14 protein-coding genes are annotated in these 14,962 nt (G+C 67.4%); 6 read left to right on the top strand and 8 right to left on the bottom strand.

From position 1 onward, the window contains the following. Nucleotides 1–64: 64 nt before the first annotated feature. Nucleotides 65–775: an ankryin gene (locus tag ACZYY4_RS04395; RefSeq protein ID WP_463808232.1), complete on the top strand. Its 711-nt coding sequence runs from the start codon at nucleotides 65–67 to the stop codon at nucleotides 773–775. On the opposite strand, the gene ACZYY4_RS04390 is transcribed toward ACZYY4_RS04395, so the two are convergent. Genes ACZYY4_RS04390 through ACZYY4_RS04380 form a run of 3 tightly spaced genes read right to left on the bottom strand, consistent with a single transcriptional unit; the run spans nucleotide 766 to nucleotide 4,737 of the window. After that, nucleotides 766–2,349, bottom strand: coding sequence for a class I adenylate-forming enzyme family protein (locus tag ACZYY4_RS04390; protein WP_463808231.1), 1,584 nt, complete (start codon nucleotides 2,347–2,349; stop codon nucleotides 766–768). The two genes, ACZYY4_RS04395 and ACZYY4_RS04390, sit on opposite strands and share 10 nt — an antisense overlap. After that, complete coding sequence (locus tag ACZYY4_RS04385) at nucleotides 2,342–3,880, bottom strand: acyl-CoA synthetase (protein ID WP_463808229.1); 1,539 nt, start codon at nucleotides 3,878–3,880, stop codon at nucleotides 2,342–2,344. The genes ACZYY4_RS04390 and ACZYY4_RS04385 overlap by 8 nt, the downstream gene beginning before the upstream one ends. A gap of 20 nt (nucleotides 3,881–3,900) precedes the next feature. Continuing rightward, nucleotides 3,901–4,737, bottom strand: a complete 837-nt coding sequence (locus ACZYY4_RS04380; RefSeq protein ID WP_463808228.1) for an SDR family oxidoreductase — start codon at nucleotides 4,735–4,737, stop codon at nucleotides 3,901–3,903. 148 nt (nucleotides 4,738–4,885) lie between these two features. On the opposite strand from ACZYY4_RS04380, the gene ACZYY4_RS04375 reads away from it, so the two are divergent. The 4 genes from ACZYY4_RS04375 (at nucleotide 4,886) to ACZYY4_RS04360 (ending at nucleotide 10,060) form a co-directional block, all read left to right on the top strand. Continuing rightward, nucleotides 4,886–5,998 (top strand): glycoside hydrolase 5 family protein, encoded by a 1,113-nt coding sequence (locus ACZYY4_RS04375; protein ID WP_463808227.1) that lies wholly within the window; start codon nucleotides 4,886–4,888, stop codon nucleotides 5,996–5,998. A gap of 198 nt (nucleotides 5,999–6,196) precedes the next feature. Beyond that, nucleotides 6,197–7,972, top strand: a complete 1,776-nt coding sequence (locus ACZYY4_RS04370; protein WP_463808226.1) for a serine/threonine-protein kinase — start codon at nucleotides 6,197–6,199, stop codon at nucleotides 7,970–7,972. A gap of 139 nt (nucleotides 7,973–8,111) precedes the next feature. After that, nucleotides 8,112–9,149, top strand: a complete 1,038-nt coding sequence (locus ACZYY4_RS04365; RefSeq protein WP_463808225.1) for an MPT63 family protein — start codon at nucleotides 8,112–8,114, stop codon at nucleotides 9,147–9,149. Nucleotides 9,150–9,298: 149 nt separating this feature from the next. Continuing rightward, nucleotides 9,299–10,060, top strand: a complete 762-nt coding sequence (locus ACZYY4_RS04360; RefSeq protein WP_463808224.1) for an MPT63 family protein — start codon at nucleotides 9,299–9,301, stop codon at nucleotides 10,058–10,060. A gap of 22 nt (nucleotides 10,061–10,082) precedes the next feature. On the opposite strand, the gene ACZYY4_RS04355 is transcribed toward ACZYY4_RS04360, so the two are convergent. Then, on the bottom strand, nucleotides 10,083–11,171 hold the full coding sequence (locus tag ACZYY4_RS04355) for an NAD(P)H-dependent amine dehydrogenase family protein (RefSeq protein ID WP_463808223.1): 1,089 nt from the start codon (nucleotides 11,169–11,171) through the stop codon (nucleotides 10,083–10,085). Then, nucleotides 11,168–12,202 (bottom strand): Rieske 2Fe-2S domain-containing protein, encoded by a 1,035-nt coding sequence (locus tag ACZYY4_RS04350; protein ID WP_463808222.1) that lies wholly within the window; start codon nucleotides 12,200–12,202, stop codon nucleotides 11,168–11,170. Before ACZYY4_RS04350 ends, ACZYY4_RS04355 begins: the two co-directional genes overlap by 4 nt. Nucleotides 12,203–12,309: 107 nt before the next feature. Here ACZYY4_RS04350 and ACZYY4_RS04345 point away from each other — a divergent pair, with 107 nt between their 5' ends. Further along, complete coding sequence (locus tag ACZYY4_RS04345; RefSeq protein ID WP_463808221.1) at nucleotides 12,310–12,942, top strand: TetR/AcrR family transcriptional regulator; 633 nt, start codon at nucleotides 12,310–12,312, stop codon at nucleotides 12,940–12,942. Between the two features lie 357 nt (nucleotides 12,943–13,299). On the opposite strand, the gene ACZYY4_RS04340 is transcribed toward ACZYY4_RS04345, so the two are convergent. Genes ACZYY4_RS04340 through ACZYY4_RS04330 form a run of 3 tightly spaced genes read right to left on the bottom strand, consistent with a single transcriptional unit; the run spans nucleotide 13,300 to nucleotide 14,919 of the window. Then, entirely contained in the window at nucleotides 13,300–14,019 is a 720-nt protein-coding gene (locus tag ACZYY4_RS04340; protein ID WP_463808220.1) for a DUF2652 domain-containing protein, read from the bottom strand. A 16-nt stretch (nucleotides 14,020–14,035) separates the two neighbouring features. After that, nucleotides 14,036–14,608 (bottom strand): carboxymuconolactone decarboxylase family protein, encoded by a 573-nt coding sequence (locus ACZYY4_RS04335; RefSeq protein ID WP_463808219.1) that lies wholly within the window; start codon nucleotides 14,606–14,608, stop codon nucleotides 14,036–14,038. Continuing rightward, a complete protein-coding gene (locus ACZYY4_RS04330; protein ID WP_463808218.1) occupies nucleotides 14,605–14,919 on the bottom strand; it encodes a carboxymuconolactone decarboxylase family protein in 315 nt (104 codons plus the stop codon). Before ACZYY4_RS04330 ends, ACZYY4_RS04335 begins: the two co-directional genes overlap by 4 nt. Nucleotides 14,920–14,962 lie beyond the last annotated feature (43 nt).

Raw genomic sequence — 14,962 nt, 5'->3', positions numbered from 1 at the left:
CCCAACGACCCCCGGCCCACCGACCCGCAGTGCGTCGATGCCGCGGCCGCGAGATGATGACCCGGTGACGACCTACGCGGAGATCCGCAACAATGCGCCACTGTGGCCCGGTGTGATGGACCGCTCGCTGCTGGGCAACCGGCAGGCTCAGGCCGCGCTGTATCTGGCCGACGCAGCCAAGCGAGGCAAGTGGCGCAAGGTGGTCCGCGAACTCGACCGCGGCGACCACGTGGTCGATGTCAAGGCTTGGCGGCCCGGCGGCAAGACCTGGTTGACCGTGCTGCATCAGGCCGGCTGGCACGGGGCGTCCCCGGACGTGGCGTCATGGCTGATCGAGCGGGGCGCCCTGCGCAGCCAGCCCGACGCCGCCGGCCGCACCGCCTATGACGTCGCCGTGGAGCACAACCGGCCCGCCGAATTGCTGGAGCTACTCAAGCCTCCACCGGCGCCGCTGGACCGCGACCGGATCGCCGCGCTCAACGCCCAGCTCACCGGAGTCATCGACGACTTGATCCAGCAGCTGTTCCGCGGTGTCGACCTGCGCCAGATGTTCCGCTATCCGCCGGTCGAGGTGCTGCACGAGCTGTCCGGAAAGCAGCTGTGGTTCCCGGTGCCGTACCTGTGGGGAGGCTTCCGGGTGGGCCTGCAGGACGATGACGTCGAGTTGTTCGGCGGATATCGCGAACTGGACCCGGTCGGCGACGTGCACGTCGCGACGGTGGGCTATCTCATCACGCCCGACGGCCCCTCGCAGGTCTACGAGGGTTACGAATGACCGGAAAGACCCCGGCCCTGTTGCCGCAGCTGCCCTTTGGCGATCTTGCCGCCGGAAGACCGCGGCAGTTCGTCGACGATGACCAGGCGTTCGGGCAGCAGTTCCTTGGACACCCCGAGCGCCAGCAGATGCTCGACGAGCTCGGGTAACTGCAGGGTGCCGGCATCGACGACTTCGACGCCGGCAAGTTCAACAAAGACGCAGACCTTTTCGCCGAACACCTCATCGGGCATCGGCACCGCGGCGGCCACCGCGATCGCCGGATGGGTCATGACGGCGTCCTCGACCTGCGCGGCGCTGATGTTCTTGCCGCCCCGCAGAATGAAATCCGACGTCCGGCCAGTGACTATCAGATAGCCGTCGGCATCGATCTCGCAGATGTCGCCCATCCGCATCCACCCCTCGGCGGTGAACAGCTTGTCGTGATCGACCCCGCCCAGGTAGCCGAGGCTGGTCGCCGGGCCCCGGCACGCGGGCTGACCCCGGCCGGTGTCGGTCACATCGGTCTCGCCGTCATCGCCCCCGAAAAGCCGGACCGCCATCTCTGGGACGATCCGCCCACCGGTGCGCAGCCGCCGGCCCAACGGATCGTCGAGGGTCGTTCCGCTGAGCACCCCGGTCTCGTTGGAACCGTAGAACTGCAGGATTTTCGCCCCGGTGAGCTCCTCGAACTCCGCGGCCGGGCGGTAGGGCAATGCCTCACCGCCGGTGAACACCACCCGCAGCGAGCTCAGGTCAAACTCTCGACTCGCCGGATCGGCCATCATCATCGTCAATTGGGTGCTGACGCAGCACAACACGGTGACCCGATGCCGCGCTATCGCGGCACAGGTCGCCGCGGCAGTGAAGCGGTCCAGCAGGATCGCCGTGGTGCCGAGGTGGATCGGGGTGGTGTGGCTGGTCCAGAGCCCGAAGCCGAACGGGGTGGGAATGATCGGCAGGAAGACATCGTCGCCGCTCAGGTCTCCGTTGGTGACGGCCAGCTGATGGAAGTAATGCCAGCGGTTCTGGGTGTGCACGACGCATTTGGGCAGCCCGGTGGTGCCGGAGGTGGAGTTGATCAGAAAGACGTCGTCGGCGCCGAGTTGCGGCCCCGGCACGGCGGTTTCGCCGGCCGCGTTGAGCTCATCGATACTCAGCGTCTCGATATCGAGGCCGGCTGCGGCAGCCTGATGCTGCTGGTCGGTGATCAGCAACTTGGCTTGCGCCCCGGCCAGGATCGCGGTCACCTCTCGGGTCCCGGCGCGCGCACCGATACCCACCACCACCGCGCCACACCGCTCTATCGCCACGAACAGCACGTGGATGGCCGCGGAGTCGCGGTGCCACACCGCGATCCGGTCACCCGGCACCACGCCCACACCGGCAAGCCGCGCCGCCAGCGCGTCTGCCGCAGCGTCGAATTCCCGCCAGGTCAGCCCCGCCCCGAGGTAGTCGGCATAGCCGGCCCGATCACCGAAGCGTTGCGCGTTGCGGCGAACCGCATCCGACAGCGTGGTCTGCGACCACCAGCCGGCGGCGTGATAGCGGGCCACTTCGGCCGCGGTGAACGCCGGCGAATCCCATTCAGGCATAGCGCTCCTGCAGTCGTCCCTTGATCAGCTTGCCGGTCGGGGTACGCGGCAGATCGGTGCTGAACTCGTAGCGGCGGGGCACCTTGTAGTGCGCGATACGCTCCCGCAGAAACTGATCCAGCACTGCCGTCAGGTCGCCGCCCGAGCCGGTCTCGACAGCGGGATGGCCTGCCGGGTGCACTATGGCCACAACCGATTGCCCCATCTCCTCATCGGGAACACCGATGACAGCCACATCCAGTACAGCCGGATGCAGCGCCAGCGCGTTCTCGATCTCCTGCGGGTAGATGTTGACCCCGCCGGAGATGATCATGAACGACTTGCGGTCGGTGAGATACAGATAGCCCTCGGCGTCGAGGTAGCCGACATCACCGGTCGTCGTCCAGTTCGGATGGTTGCGGTGGCGGGTCTCAGCGGTGCGCTGCGGGTCATTGTGGTATTCGAAAGGCGCAACGTCACGTTCGAAGTAGACGGTCCCGATCTCCCCCGTCGCGACATCGGAGCCACTGTCGTCACAGATGTGCGCAATGCCCAGCACCGGCTGGCCGACCGATCCGGGATGCTGCAGCCAATCGTGGCTGTCGATGATGGTTGTGCCGGCCGCTTCGGTGGCCGAGTAGTACTCCAGCAGAATCGGTCCCCACCAGTCGATCATCGCGCGCTTGACCTCCACCGGGCAGGGCGCGGCGCCGTGTACCGCGCAGCGGTGCGACGACAGGTCATAGGAGTCACGGAGCTGCCGGTCGAGTCTGAGCATCCGGACGAACATCGTCGGCACCCATTGACTGTGGGTGACCCGGTACCGCTCGATGAACCGCAGCGCGTCCGCGGCGTCGAAGTGCCGCATCATCACCACGGTGGCTCCGACCCGGTGCGCCATCGCCATGAACCGCAGCGGCGCCGAGTGGTAGATCGGCGCCGGTGACAGGTAGACCGAATCGGCATCCAGCCCCAGCGCCGGTGCGAACAACGCCGTTATCCGGTCGCCCGGCTCGTCCACGTCGCGGTCGGGTAACGGTGCCCGAATGCCCTTGGGGAACCCGGTGGTGCCTGACGAATACAGCATGTCCGCTCCGCACGGCTGGGCCGGTAACGGTTGCGTCGCGGCGGCCGCCACCAATGTCTCGTAGTCGTCGAAACCGTCGACGGGCCCCAGCGCGATCCTGCGCTGAACCCGGGGGGTGCCGGCGATCACCGCGTGCGCGATGTCGGCGTACTTCTCGGCGATCACGAATGTCTGCGCATCGCAGTCATTGACGATGTAGGCGACTTCTCCGGCGGTCAGCTGCGAGTTGATGAACGTGACGTAGAGCCCGGAACGCATAGCGGCCCAGTAGATCTCCAGTGCCCGGGGCTGGTTGTCGGACAGCACCGCGAGGTGATCGCCCGGCCGGACGCCGACGTCGTAGAGGTGGCGGGCGAACCGCAGTGAACGAGTATCAAGTTGAGCGTAGGTAACTGTCTCTCCGGTGTCGGCGACGATGATCGCCGGCTTGTCGGGCGTGCTGCCCGCGTGAGCGCCGGGATACATGGTGAGGTGCCGCCTCGGTGTCAGTAGATGTAGTCTTCGCCGCTTGCCCGCACGGTGATGTCGCTGATGCTGATGCCCCACGGCTGGTCGATCACGTGGACTACAGCCTCGGCCAGGTCCTCGGGGGTGATCAGCCAGTACTGCACCGAGTCGATGTCGGTCTGCTCGGCCGCCAGGGTGCCGTTGGCGAAGGCGGTCATCGACTGCAGGTAGCTCTCGCCGCGGGATCCGACGATGCCCATGATCGCCGCGCCGTTGACCACCCCGCTGCCGAGATTGGTGCCCAGCACGCCGGTCGGTTTGACGGTGGTCACCTTGATCTTGCCCTTGGCCTCGTTGCGCAAGGAGTCCGACAGCACGGCGACCGCGGCCTTGGTCGCGCTGTAGACACCTGAACCGGCCACGCCGGCGTTGCCGTAGATCGACGAGATGTTGACGACGTGGCCTCGGCCCTGTCCGATCATCTGGTCGTAGACGGCCGAGATCCCGTTCACCACGCCCTTGATGTTGATGTCGATCGCACGGTGCCACTGCTGCCAGGCTTGTTCGTGGTCGGCGAAGTAGGCCAGCGGCATCACGCCGGCGTTGTTGACGATGACGTCCACCGCGCCGAAGGTCTGCACCGCGTGCTGGACAGCGGCCTTCATCTGCTCCATGTCGGTGACGTCGGCGACATGATGAGTGCCGGAGAGACCGGCAGCGCGGATCCCGTCGAAAACGGTTGCGAGGTTCTCCGCGCCGATGTCCACACCGACGACGCGGGCCCCTCCGGCGGCGCACTTCTCGGCGATCAGTTTGCCGAACCCGCCTCCGGCGCCGGTGATGACGACGACCTTGTCCTGCAGGTGCTGCGACATAGTCGGCCTCCGGGCAACGCGAAAGGGACTGAGGGTTTCGGTGCAGTGTAGGTCGCCGCGGTTGCCGCCGTGACGCGCGCCCGATTTGCCCGGCGACAGGCCGGACGTCCAAGCCTCGGGCCGGGGGTCCGGACGTTATGGTCAGTTCGTGAAGCGTCGAACGGCACTGGGTCTGCCGCTCCTGTTGGCGGCGGCCCCCGCCCTGAGCCGGATCCCGCGGGCCGGCGCGGACCCCGGCCGCTGGACGATCGACCGGGCCAACCGCTGGTATCAGGCGCAGGGCTGGCCCGTCGGCTCGAACTACATCACTTCGACCGCCGTCAACCAGCTCGAGATGTTTCAGCAGGGAACGTTCGACCTGCGGCGCATCGACGCCGAGCTGGGCTGGGCCCAGTCGGCGGGCTTCAACACCGTACGGGTGTTCCTGCACGACCAACTGTGGGCGCTGGACCGTAAAGGCTTCCAGTACCGGCTGGCCCAGTTCGTCTCGGTCGCCGCCCGCCGCCGCATCAAGCCGATGTTCGTGCTGTTCGACTCGTGCTGGGATCCGCACCCCAAGGGGGGTCCGCAGCTCGCGCCGCGGCCCGGTATCCACAACTCGCGATGGGTGCAAAGCCCGGGCGCCGAACGTCTCGGTGACCGCAACTACTACCGCACCCTGTACGACTACGTCACCGGCGTGATGACCCAATTCCGGTATGACGAACGGGTTTTGGCCTGGGACGTGTGGAACGAGCCGGATAACATGGCCCGCGAGTACAGCGGTGTCGAGCGGTCCGACAAGCTCGACCTCATCAGTGATCTACTCCCTCAGGTGTTCAGCTGGGCGCGGGCAGTCGATGCCCGTCAGCCGCTGACCAGTGGCATCTGGGAGGGCTCGCGGCAGGGCAGCACGATCGTCAACACCCAACTCAACAACTCCGACATCATCACGTTCCACTCCTATGACGGGCCGGCGGCGTTCAGTGAGCGGATCTCAGAGCTCGCGCCGTTGGGCCGGCCGATTATGTGCACCGAGTACCTGGCCCGGACCCGCGGCAACACCATCGACGGGATCCTGCCGATCATGAAGCGGCACAATGTCGGCGCCTACAACTGGGGTTTCGTCGCCGGAAGAACCCAGACCTACCTGCCGTGGGACTCCTGGGACAGTCCCTACACCGCCGCGCCGCAGGTCTGGTTCCACGATCTGGTGCAACCCACCGGCCGCGCGTACCGCAACCTGGAGATCATGACGATCAGCAACCTGACCGGCCGCTAACCGCGGTCACTGCACCGATTTCGGCGGTTCAGGGAGGCTCGACGTAGGAGAGGCGAAGCTGGGACCGCCGCACGAATCGGGACAGGTTGGCGCGACCGGCTGATAGCCGGCAGGTTCGATGATGAAATTATGAGCGGCAATGTCGTCGGGCCGCCGGTTCGGTGATCGGTGTTCACGGGTCTGCTTGAGGAGTCGATGATGGGCGAGACCGCGTCGGGGTCGCGGGCTGGGTCACGTGTTGGGCGCTATCTCCTCAAACGTCTGCTGGGCCGCGGCCCCACCGGAGCGGTCTACGAGGCCGTCGACACCCAGAAAGACCGCCCCGCCGCGCTCAAACTGCTTTCACCTGCGTTGGGCCGGGACCCGGCTTTCCGGGAGTGGTTGCAGCGTGAGGCACTCACCGTCGGGCGGGTTCAGGAGCCGCATGTGGTCCCGGTCCGCGATTACGGCGAGTTGGACGGCGAGGTGTTCATCGACATGCCCCTGGTCCACGGGGCCGACCTGTCCGCGCTGCTGAAACGAACCGGGGTGCTGCCCGCGTCCCGCGCGGTGAACATCGTGTGGCAGGCCGCGTCGGCGCTGGATGCCGCGCACGGCGCCGGGGTGATTCACCGGGGCGTCAAACCGCGCAACATCCTGTTGACCGGTGACGACTTCGTCTACCTGGTCGACTTCGGTATCGCCGGAGCGCCCGGGGCGAATTCAGGTGACACCGACCATGCAGGCGCCCGTTGGAAGTACTCCGCACCGGAGCTCTTCTCCGGCGGTGACTTCGGCCCGGGCGTCGACGTCTACTCGCTGGCGTGCGTGCTCTACCAGTGCTTGACGGGTTCGCCGCCGTACCGGGCCGACAGCGTCAAAATGCTTGCCAATGCTCACCTGACCAAGCCGATTCCGCGGCCCAGCCAGGCCGGGTCGACGATCCCGCCCACCTTTGACGCGGTGATCGCCAAGGGCATGGCCAAAGACCCCCGGGAGCGCTATGCCAGCGCCGCCGAGCTGGCCACCGCGGCTTATCAGGCGTTGAGTGCGCCCGATCAGCACCGGACGCTGCACATCTACGAGGCCAGCCAGCAGTCCACCCCACCGTTGATCGAGCAGCCGAAACCGCCGGTGGTTCCTAACCCGGCGCCACCGGTAACCCCGCCGACACCCGTCGCCCAGGTGCCCGCAGCCCCGGTGCCGCCGGCCCCATCGGTGTCTGAGCCCGTGGCGCAACCCGTCGACCCGCCGGCCACTCCGCCGGAAGCCGAGCCTGCTCCGGTGCCGCAACCCGCGGGCGCCCGCACGGCCCCGCCATCGGGTATTCCGCGCATCTCCACTCCGGACAGGGATGGCACGGACTGGTTCAGCTCCCAACGGCGAGCACCCGTGGATCGCGATCCCGGTAAACGCAGGCAGCTGCTGCGTCTTGCGGCGGCACTGGCCGTGGTCGCCGGGCTGATCACCTGGTTGACGAACCGATCGGGTTCCGAGGAATTGGCCGCCGACACCGACGTCTCGGGGGCCACCGCGGCCGCGAGTGAGCCCGCGTCGTCCATGTCGGGCGCCGAAGCCCAGGCCCGGTTGATCAAACTGCTGCCCGCCGGTTATCCGCAGGACACCTGCACGTCGACCACACCGATGGGCGGCGCCATCGCGCAGGTGACCTGCGGCCGGAACGTCGACGTGGACGGCCCGCCCTCGGCGACCTACTCGCTGTTCCCGAACGCCGGCGCACTGCGCCTGAGCTTCGACAACACCGTGCAGGCCACCACCGTCGTCACCTGTCCGGGCCGGATCCAGTCACCGGGCGCGTGGCACCGGACCGCCACCCCGGACAAGCCGAGCGGGATGCTGCTCTGCGGCATGCGCCAGGGTTCCCCCACGGTGGTGTGGACCAACGACGCCGACTTGGTGATCGGGTCTTTGCACACCGAGCACAGCACACCCAGCCTGGAGCAGCTCTACACCTGGTGGAGTTCGCACTCCTGATCGCCGCTCGCGGCCGACGCGGCAGTACTTTGTGACGCAACCCTGAGACCTGAACAAACGCCGAGGTCAAATCCGTTAGGATTTGCGGTCTGGACTGCATAACCCCCGAGATCCAGTCGAACCGAGGAGTCAACCAATAATGAAGTTGATCACTACTGCCGTGGCAGCAGCCGGAGCGCTGGCCGCAGCCGGCGCCCTCACTATCGCGACCGCCGGCGCCGACGCCGGTGACATCGCTCCCACGACCCATCCGCTCGGCACCCAGGGCACCCTGGAGAACGGCGGGGTTACCCAGGGCTGGACGATCAGCGACCTGCGACCCAGCTCAGATGCCATCCCCTACCAGCCGCACGGCACGCTGTGGGAGGCCACCGCCACCGACGTGGCCATCCAGGGCACCGTCACCCCGGTCGTCGCCAACCTCAGCGCTCGTTCCGCCGGCGGCCAGACCTACCCCGCGCTGTTCGGCGTGGCCACCGCGCAGGGAGTGAACCCCTCCAACCTGGCGCAGGGTCAGAAGACCAGCGGCAAGGTCTACTTCGACGTGACCGGCGACGCACCCAACAGTGCGGTCTACCAGGGCTCCGGCAAGGACCTGCTGGTCTGGACACCGGCGGCACCGGCCGCACCGACCGGCGGCGGCTCGTCGGCTCCGGCGGCGACCGGTCCGCAGCACGCACCTGCGGCCACCACCCCCAAGCCGGCCCAGTCCGACACTCAGACCTCCCCGGCTCCCGCCGGCAACGAGACCACCCCGTCGACCGCCGGCAGTCAGGGCACCCCACTCGCCTCGGGCAGCCAGGGCACCCCGCTGCCGACCGAGGCTGAGGGCACGGCGGCAACCGCAGGAAGCGCCGAGGGCACGCCGGCGGCGGCCAGCGGCTCAGCGGCAAGCGGCTCGGAGGCGCCGGCCTCGGCGGGCACCCCGGAGGCGTCGGCGCCCGCCAACTCCGCGGCTCCGGCCAACACGCCGGCCGCGGCCGGCAGCTCCGGCACGCCACTTCCGGCGGAGACCCCCGCTGCTTCGGCGGCAGGTTCGGAAGGCACGGCGGCGGCCAGCCCGCAGGGCTCCGAGGCCGGTACCCCGCAGGTTTCCGCCGGGAACCAGGGCACGCCGCTTCCCGCGCCCGGGGCCGCTACGGCCAGCGGCGCGAGCAACGCGTCCGGATCGCAATAGGCGCGTCGTAGATCGTTCGTCCGGCCCGGACTCCGCTCCTGCGGGGTTCGGGCCGGACTCGTTTCGCGGCAGCACGGCCGATGGCCCGTTAGGATCCAGTACTTGGGTACCAATCACCGGGCTGCAGCCGAACCGAGGAGTCAGACCACATGAAGTCCATCTCGACCGCCCTGGCCGCCGGAGCCCTGGCCGCCGCAGCCGCGTTCAGCGCCGGAATCGCCGCCGCGGACGATCCTGCCCCGGCGCCGGCCACCCAACCGATCGGCACCCAGGGCACGCTGCCCGAGGGTCCCGGAGTGCACGGCTGGACGGTGAACGACCTGCGGCCCAGCTCCGATGCCATCCCCTACCAGCCGCGCGGCACCCTGTGGGAGGCCACCGCCACCGACGAAGCGATCCAGGGCACCGTTTTCCCGATCATCGCCAACCTCAGTGCCCGTTCGGCCAGCGGCGAGAATTATCAGTCCCTGTTCACCGTGCCCACTCCTCAGGGCCTCGTGCCGACTGGCCTCACTCAGGGCCAGAAGACCAGCGGCAAAGTCTACTTCGACGTCACTGGTGACGCCCCGAACAGCATGGTCTATCAGGCCGGCGGCGCCGACCTGATCCGGTGGGTGGCCCCGGCACCGCAGCCGCAGGCCCGGCCGTCCGCACCACAGCCGCAGGCTCCGGCCGGCGGGTCGGGATCGCAGGCTCCGGCCGCCAATGGCGGCAGTAGCCATCAGGCACCCGCGCCGGCTCGAGGTCCGTCGTCACGCCCCGCCAGTCCTGGGCCGGCAGCGCCGCCCGCCGGCAGCTCCGGAACCCCGCTGCCCGAAGGCAGTTCCGGCACACCGCTTCCCGCCGAGGCTCCCGATTCGTCGGCGTCGTCGTCGAGCGGTTCGGCGGGAACTCCGGCAGCCAGCCCCTAACGCTGCGCGGGGCCCGAGTCGATCAAAGCTTGAACCGCCCGGCGAATCCGCGCAGCGGCAGGTCGGCACTGGTCAACAGGCCCGGTGGGGCGGCCACCACCGACCTGATCGCGTTGAGGGCGGGCAGGCCGGTCACCGTCATGCCGATCGAGGCGAAGTTGTCCGGGTTGGACAGATCCACGCCGGGTTTCGGCAAGATCATGTGCTTGTTGTAGACGCACGGGTCGCCGGTGACCCGGGTGATGTAGCAGCCCTTGATGTTCCAGTTCGGCGTGGTGTGCGGGGTCATCTGCCATTCCAGATGTGTCTCGACGCGCGGCACACCCGCGACCATCCCCTGGTATTTGATGTAGTTGCCGCCCAACGATCCTTTGGGCAGGGTGTACCAGCCCAGATCGACGTCCTTGGTGCACACGCCCAGTTCGTAGCTGAAGGTGACCTCGTCGAGAGTCAGCCCGAAGCAGTCGGCCATCATCAGGACGCTGTCGGCGAAGACCCGGGTGAACTTTTCCAGCTTGGCCGGGATCTCCGGATCATCGGCAGGCTGGCCGTAGCCGACCTCGATCCAGGTCTCCTTGGAGTGGTGGCACGACACGTCGACTGATTCGATGGTGGTGACGTTCTCGATCTCGGCGACGTCGGCTGCGGCCACCACGCCCAGAATCTGGTTGAGTCCCGGGTTCATCCCGGTGCCGTAGAAGGTGGCGCCGCCCTTCTGGCACGCTTCGGAAAGCAGCTGTGTCACCGGCTTTCCCGATGGGTGCGGGTGATTGTGATCGCGGTGCCAACCGGTGATCCAGTCGGCGGTGGTGACGATGTTGATACCCGCCTCCAGAGCCTGGACATAGAGGTCCTCGTCGGGGAACACGCCGTGGAACGTCAACACGTCCGGCTTGGCGGCGATGATCTCCTCGACGCTGCCGGTCGCGATCACCCCGTTGGGCGCCAAGCCGACCATCTCACCGGTGTCCCTGCCGATCTTGTCCGGCGAATAGCAGTGCACGCCAATGAGTTCGAGGTCAGGTCGAGAGGCGAGCCGCTTGATCATCTCGGTGCCGACATTGCCGGTGGCGACCTGGAACACGCGGATCGGTGCGGCGGGTGCGTTCATGCGGTTGCGCCTTTCTGGGCGGTGGCTTCAGCGACCTCAGCGGCGCTGCCGCCGATGCCGTCGGGATAGAACTGCTTGGCCCACCTGCGGATTGCGGTGAAACCCTCGTACTCGGCCGTCGCCAGCGCCGGAGGATCCGAATAGCGCTGGTGCGACCAGATGTGGATGTCCTGTTCGAACTGGCGGATCACCTCCCGCCCGAATTCGGTCGCCCTGACCTCGGCGCGAGCCGGGTCGGCGTCCGGCGTCCGGCCGATGTAGACCATGAACCGGACATCGGAGGTGGATTCGTCGACGGGCGTGATCGCCGAGATGGTCCGGTTGTCGATCATCCCCCAGCTCTTGGTCACAGCGATGCCCAAGCCGCCGTTGATGGCCTCCACACCACTGTTGATGTCCTCGATCTTCTGCCCGTCATCGCCTTCGAACGTGATGGTGAAGTCGACGTAGGACACCGGTTCGGCGAAGTCGTGCCGGGTGAAGACCGGCACGATCGGGGTCCGGTGCACGTACTTGAAGTGGGCGAAGTCCACCCCGTTCTCCAGGACGTACTGCGGATGCATTTCAAGGGCTTGCCGGTACAGCCGCTGCTGCGGGTAATAGTCGGCGGCGCTGCGATCGTCGAAGCTGGCGAACACATCCGGCGGGTCGAAGAACGGCTCGCGGCCACCTACGTCGTGCCAGATGTAGACCGACTCGTTTCGTTCGACGACCGGGTGGGTGCCGATACGCCGGCCGCGGTTGGGCTTGTCCTGGTAGGGAATACAGACGTTGCGGCCCTGCGAATTCCACTGCCAGCCGTGGAACGGGCACTGCAGCACCTCGCCGAGCACGGTTCCGCCGTAGCCCAGATGCGCGCCGAGGTGCTCGCAGTAGGCGTTCATCACGGTGAGTTGCCCGGATTCGGCGCGCCAGGCGACCATCTCCTGACCGAAGTACTTCATGGTGTGCACGTCGCCGACGCCGATCTCGTCGGACCAGGCGACCTGGAACCAGCCGGTCGGCTTCATCGACAGCGGCGGTTTTGCCATGCGTGCGTGTCCTCTCCATGGTCTCGGCCGGGCTGATTTTCGCAGCATAGTTCGCCCCGCACCAGAATCATAGTGGGCACTATGGAAACGTTGCTAGGATTCCTGGGATGACGCAACCGGCGCCGCGGCGCAGCAACAAGCGGGGGCAGGCGACCCGCGAGGCGATGCTCGACGCTGCGGTGCGCTCGCTGGCCACCGGCGACCCGGACGCGGTGTCGGCGAGCCGGATCGCCAAGGAGAGCGGCGCAACCTGGGGTGCGGTGCAGTATCAATTCGGCGACGTCGACGGATTCTGGGCGGCGGTGCTGCACCGAACCGCCGAGCGCCGGGATGCAACGATATCGGCGTTCGCCGGATCGAAAGCCGATGCGCCGCTGAGGGATCGGGTAGCCGCGATCATCGACACGCTCTATCGCGGCCTGGCGTCGCAGGATTCCCGGGCAATCGAGAGCCTGCGCGCCGCACTCCCCCGCGATCACAGTGAGTTGGAGCGGCTGTACCCGCGCACCGCCGCGGAGTTGTTCTCCTGGGGCAAGAGCTGGCTTGCGACCTGCCACAGCGCGTTCGCCGACCTCGCCGTCGACCCGCAGCGAGTGCGCGAGGTGGCCGCCCTCATCCCGGGCGCGATGCGCGGGCTGGTCTCCGAGCGCCAACTGGGCTCCTACGCCGACCTCGAGGAAGCCCGCCGAGGTCTGACCAATGCGCTGGCGGCCTACCTCGAAGAGTCCCGGCCCGGCTGACCTGCGCCGTTACCGTGGCGGCTGCGCCGGTCCCGGTGCTACCGGCTGGCATGCGTTGGCCCCTGGATTCCACCAGTTGCCCGCACCGCAATCAGGCGGCGCCGTCGGCTGGCACGCATTGGCTCCCGGATTCCACCAGTTACCCGGACCGCAGTCAGGTGGTTGAGCAGAGCTCACGCCAGGTGACACCGCGGTCAGGTACGCCATGGGCGCCAATGCCACCGCCATGGCGAACGTTGCGCGAAGGACGAAGATCCTCATCGAATCCTCCTTGTGAGTAGTGTCCAGACCCCAATCCGGACGTCGACCTAAGGCGACTACCCCTTCGGGCTGCCTCACAATCACCAATCTCGGCGATCAGCCCGCCGACAGTTCGGGGGCGCCGCGGTCCAGGCTGCGAAACCCGGCGCAGGGTTCCTTCGCACCGACCATGAACGGCAACGAATTCCACCGGAACTTCAGCCTGCCGCCCCAGCCCATGGCCTCGGCAGGCGGTTGCACCGCCGAGTTCGCGAGGTCCATGTAGTACGTCGACGTTTGGCCCAGCCCCTCGAAGTCGTGTACCAGCGGCGTGCACACTGCACGGGCCGGCTCGTCAAGACACTCCGCGACGGCGTCGGTCATCAACACATATTCCGGCACCGGAACCTGGTTCTTCAGCATCCGGTGCACCAGGATGACGTCGACGCCGGCGAGTTCGGTGTGGCGCTTGACCTTCTGCTCGGCCACCTCGCCCTGGTGAGCGACGAACTTCAGCGAGAGGTTCATCAGTTGTCTGCAGCTGGCGCAACTGCACAGGCGTGAATTCTCGATACGGCCGCGCCGATCGAGGAAGGCTTGGTGCATTCGCGCCAGGCGCTCGCTGACCAGGATCTGGGCATCACCGTTGGGTGCCCAGAAGAAGGCTGCGTCGCCCTCCAGCTTCGCCAGCTTCATGCCTTTGGCGGCATCGATGACCGATTCCAGCAGCGTGGCCACCGCCATCTGGGCGTGCACCAGGTGGGAACGGTTCCAGTTCATGTAGGCGGTGTATCCGCCGATGTCGGCGATGACGAGCACCGCGCGCCGGATGGCCATGAACACAGGAGTCTAGTTAGCCATAGCCCCGCTTGACCAGATGGCGTGCACCGGCCGCCATCGCGGCGGGACCGGCGACCTCGAAGTCGAACGCGTTGGCCAACCGGTCGGTGATGTTGAAGACCAGGCTAACCGCCAAGGCATCCTTGATCTGGTCGGGAGTGACGCCGGCCGCGACAACCGCGCGCACGTCATCGGCATCGATGCTGTGCTCGCGCGTGAGCTTGCCGAGCAGGCGAAGCATTGCCCGCAGCGGCTCTGCGATCGGCGCGGTCTCCAGATCGGCGAGGGTGGCCGCAGCCGTGTCGTCGTCGTAGCAGAGGTTGGAAGTGGCCGTGTGCGCCGCGACGCAGAACGGGCAGTCGTTGGCCTTGGAGATGTAAGCGGCCATCAGTTCTCGCTCCCCGATGGACCACGCCGATGGCCCGCGCATCGCCTCGTTGGTCAGCGGACCGCCGCCGTAGAACTCGGGGCGGTAGAACGCCAGCTTGACGGCGTCGACGACCGGCTGGCGTGACACCAGTCGGATCATCCGCAGCAGGGCCTTGGTGCGCAGCCGGTGCCCGTGATCGAGAATCGCGAGCCTCATGGCAGGCCCCCGTCGCCGGCAGCGGCCAGCGCCTCCAGCGCGCCGGTGTATTGGCGGGTCGCCTGGCCGACCGCGGCGCACACCACGATCTCGAAGATCTGGTCTTCACTCAGGCTCGCGGCACGGGCGGCGGCGACGTCCTCGTCGGTCACCCGGTAAGAACGCAGGGCGACCTTGTCGATCAAGGTGCGCATCGGTTCGTCGAGCCCGGTGTTGTCGAAGGCGGCGCGCCGTAGTTCGGGCGGTGTTGAGGCCTTGTGGTCAAGGATGCGGGCCAGCAGCGCGCGATGCAGTTCGGTGATGTCAGGCATGTGTTTGCAGACCTCCTGGTGCTGTAACAAGCCATCGGATACC

The sequence above is a fragment of the Mycobacterium sp. IDUB_21 genome (genome assembly GCF_055419425.1).
This window is presented reverse-complemented; position numbering and strand designations above follow the sequence as displayed.

Coding starts and splice junctions, on each gene's coding strand:
- ACZYY4_RS04390 (WP_463808231.1), bottom strand. CDS start 2,349: ATGCCTGAATGGGATTCGCCGGCGTTCACCGCGGCCGAAGTGGCCCGC.
- ACZYY4_RS04385 (WP_463808229.1), bottom strand. CDS start 3,880: ATGTATCCCGGCGCTCACGCGGGCAGCACGCCCGACAAGCCGGCGATC.
- ACZYY4_RS04380 (WP_463808228.1), bottom strand. CDS start 4,737: ATGTCGCAGCACCTGCAGGACAAGGTCGTCGTCATCACCGGCGCCGGA.
- ACZYY4_RS04370 (WP_463808226.1), top strand. CDS start 6,197: ATGGGCGAGACCGCGTCGGGGTCGCGGGCTGGGTCACGTGTTGGGCGC.
- ACZYY4_RS04365 (WP_463808225.1), top strand. CDS start 8,112: ATGAAGTTGATCACTACTGCCGTGGCAGCAGCCGGAGCGCTGGCCGCA.
- ACZYY4_RS04360 (WP_463808224.1), top strand. CDS start 9,299: ATGAAGTCCATCTCGACCGCCCTGGCCGCCGGAGCCCTGGCCGCCGCA.
- ACZYY4_RS04355 (WP_463808223.1), bottom strand. CDS start 11,171: ATGAACGCACCCGCCGCACCGATCCGCGTGTTCCAGGTCGCCACCGGC.
- ACZYY4_RS04350 (WP_463808222.1), bottom strand. CDS start 12,202: ATGGCAAAACCGCCGCTGTCGATGAAGCCGACCGGCTGGTTCCAGGTC.
- ACZYY4_RS04345 (WP_463808221.1), top strand. CDS start 12,310: ATGACGCAACCGGCGCCGCGGCGCAGCAACAAGCGGGGGCAGGCGACC.
- ACZYY4_RS04340 (WP_463808220.1), bottom strand. CDS start 14,019: ATGGCCATCCGGCGCGCGGTGCTCGTCATCGCCGACATCGGCGGATAC.
- ACZYY4_RS04335 (WP_463808219.1), bottom strand. CDS start 14,608: ATGAGGCTCGCGATTCTCGATCACGGGCACCGGCTGCGCACCAAGGCC.
- ACZYY4_RS04330 (WP_463808218.1), bottom strand. CDS start 14,919: ATGCCTGACATCACCGAACTGCATCGCGCGCTGCTGGCCCGCATCCTT.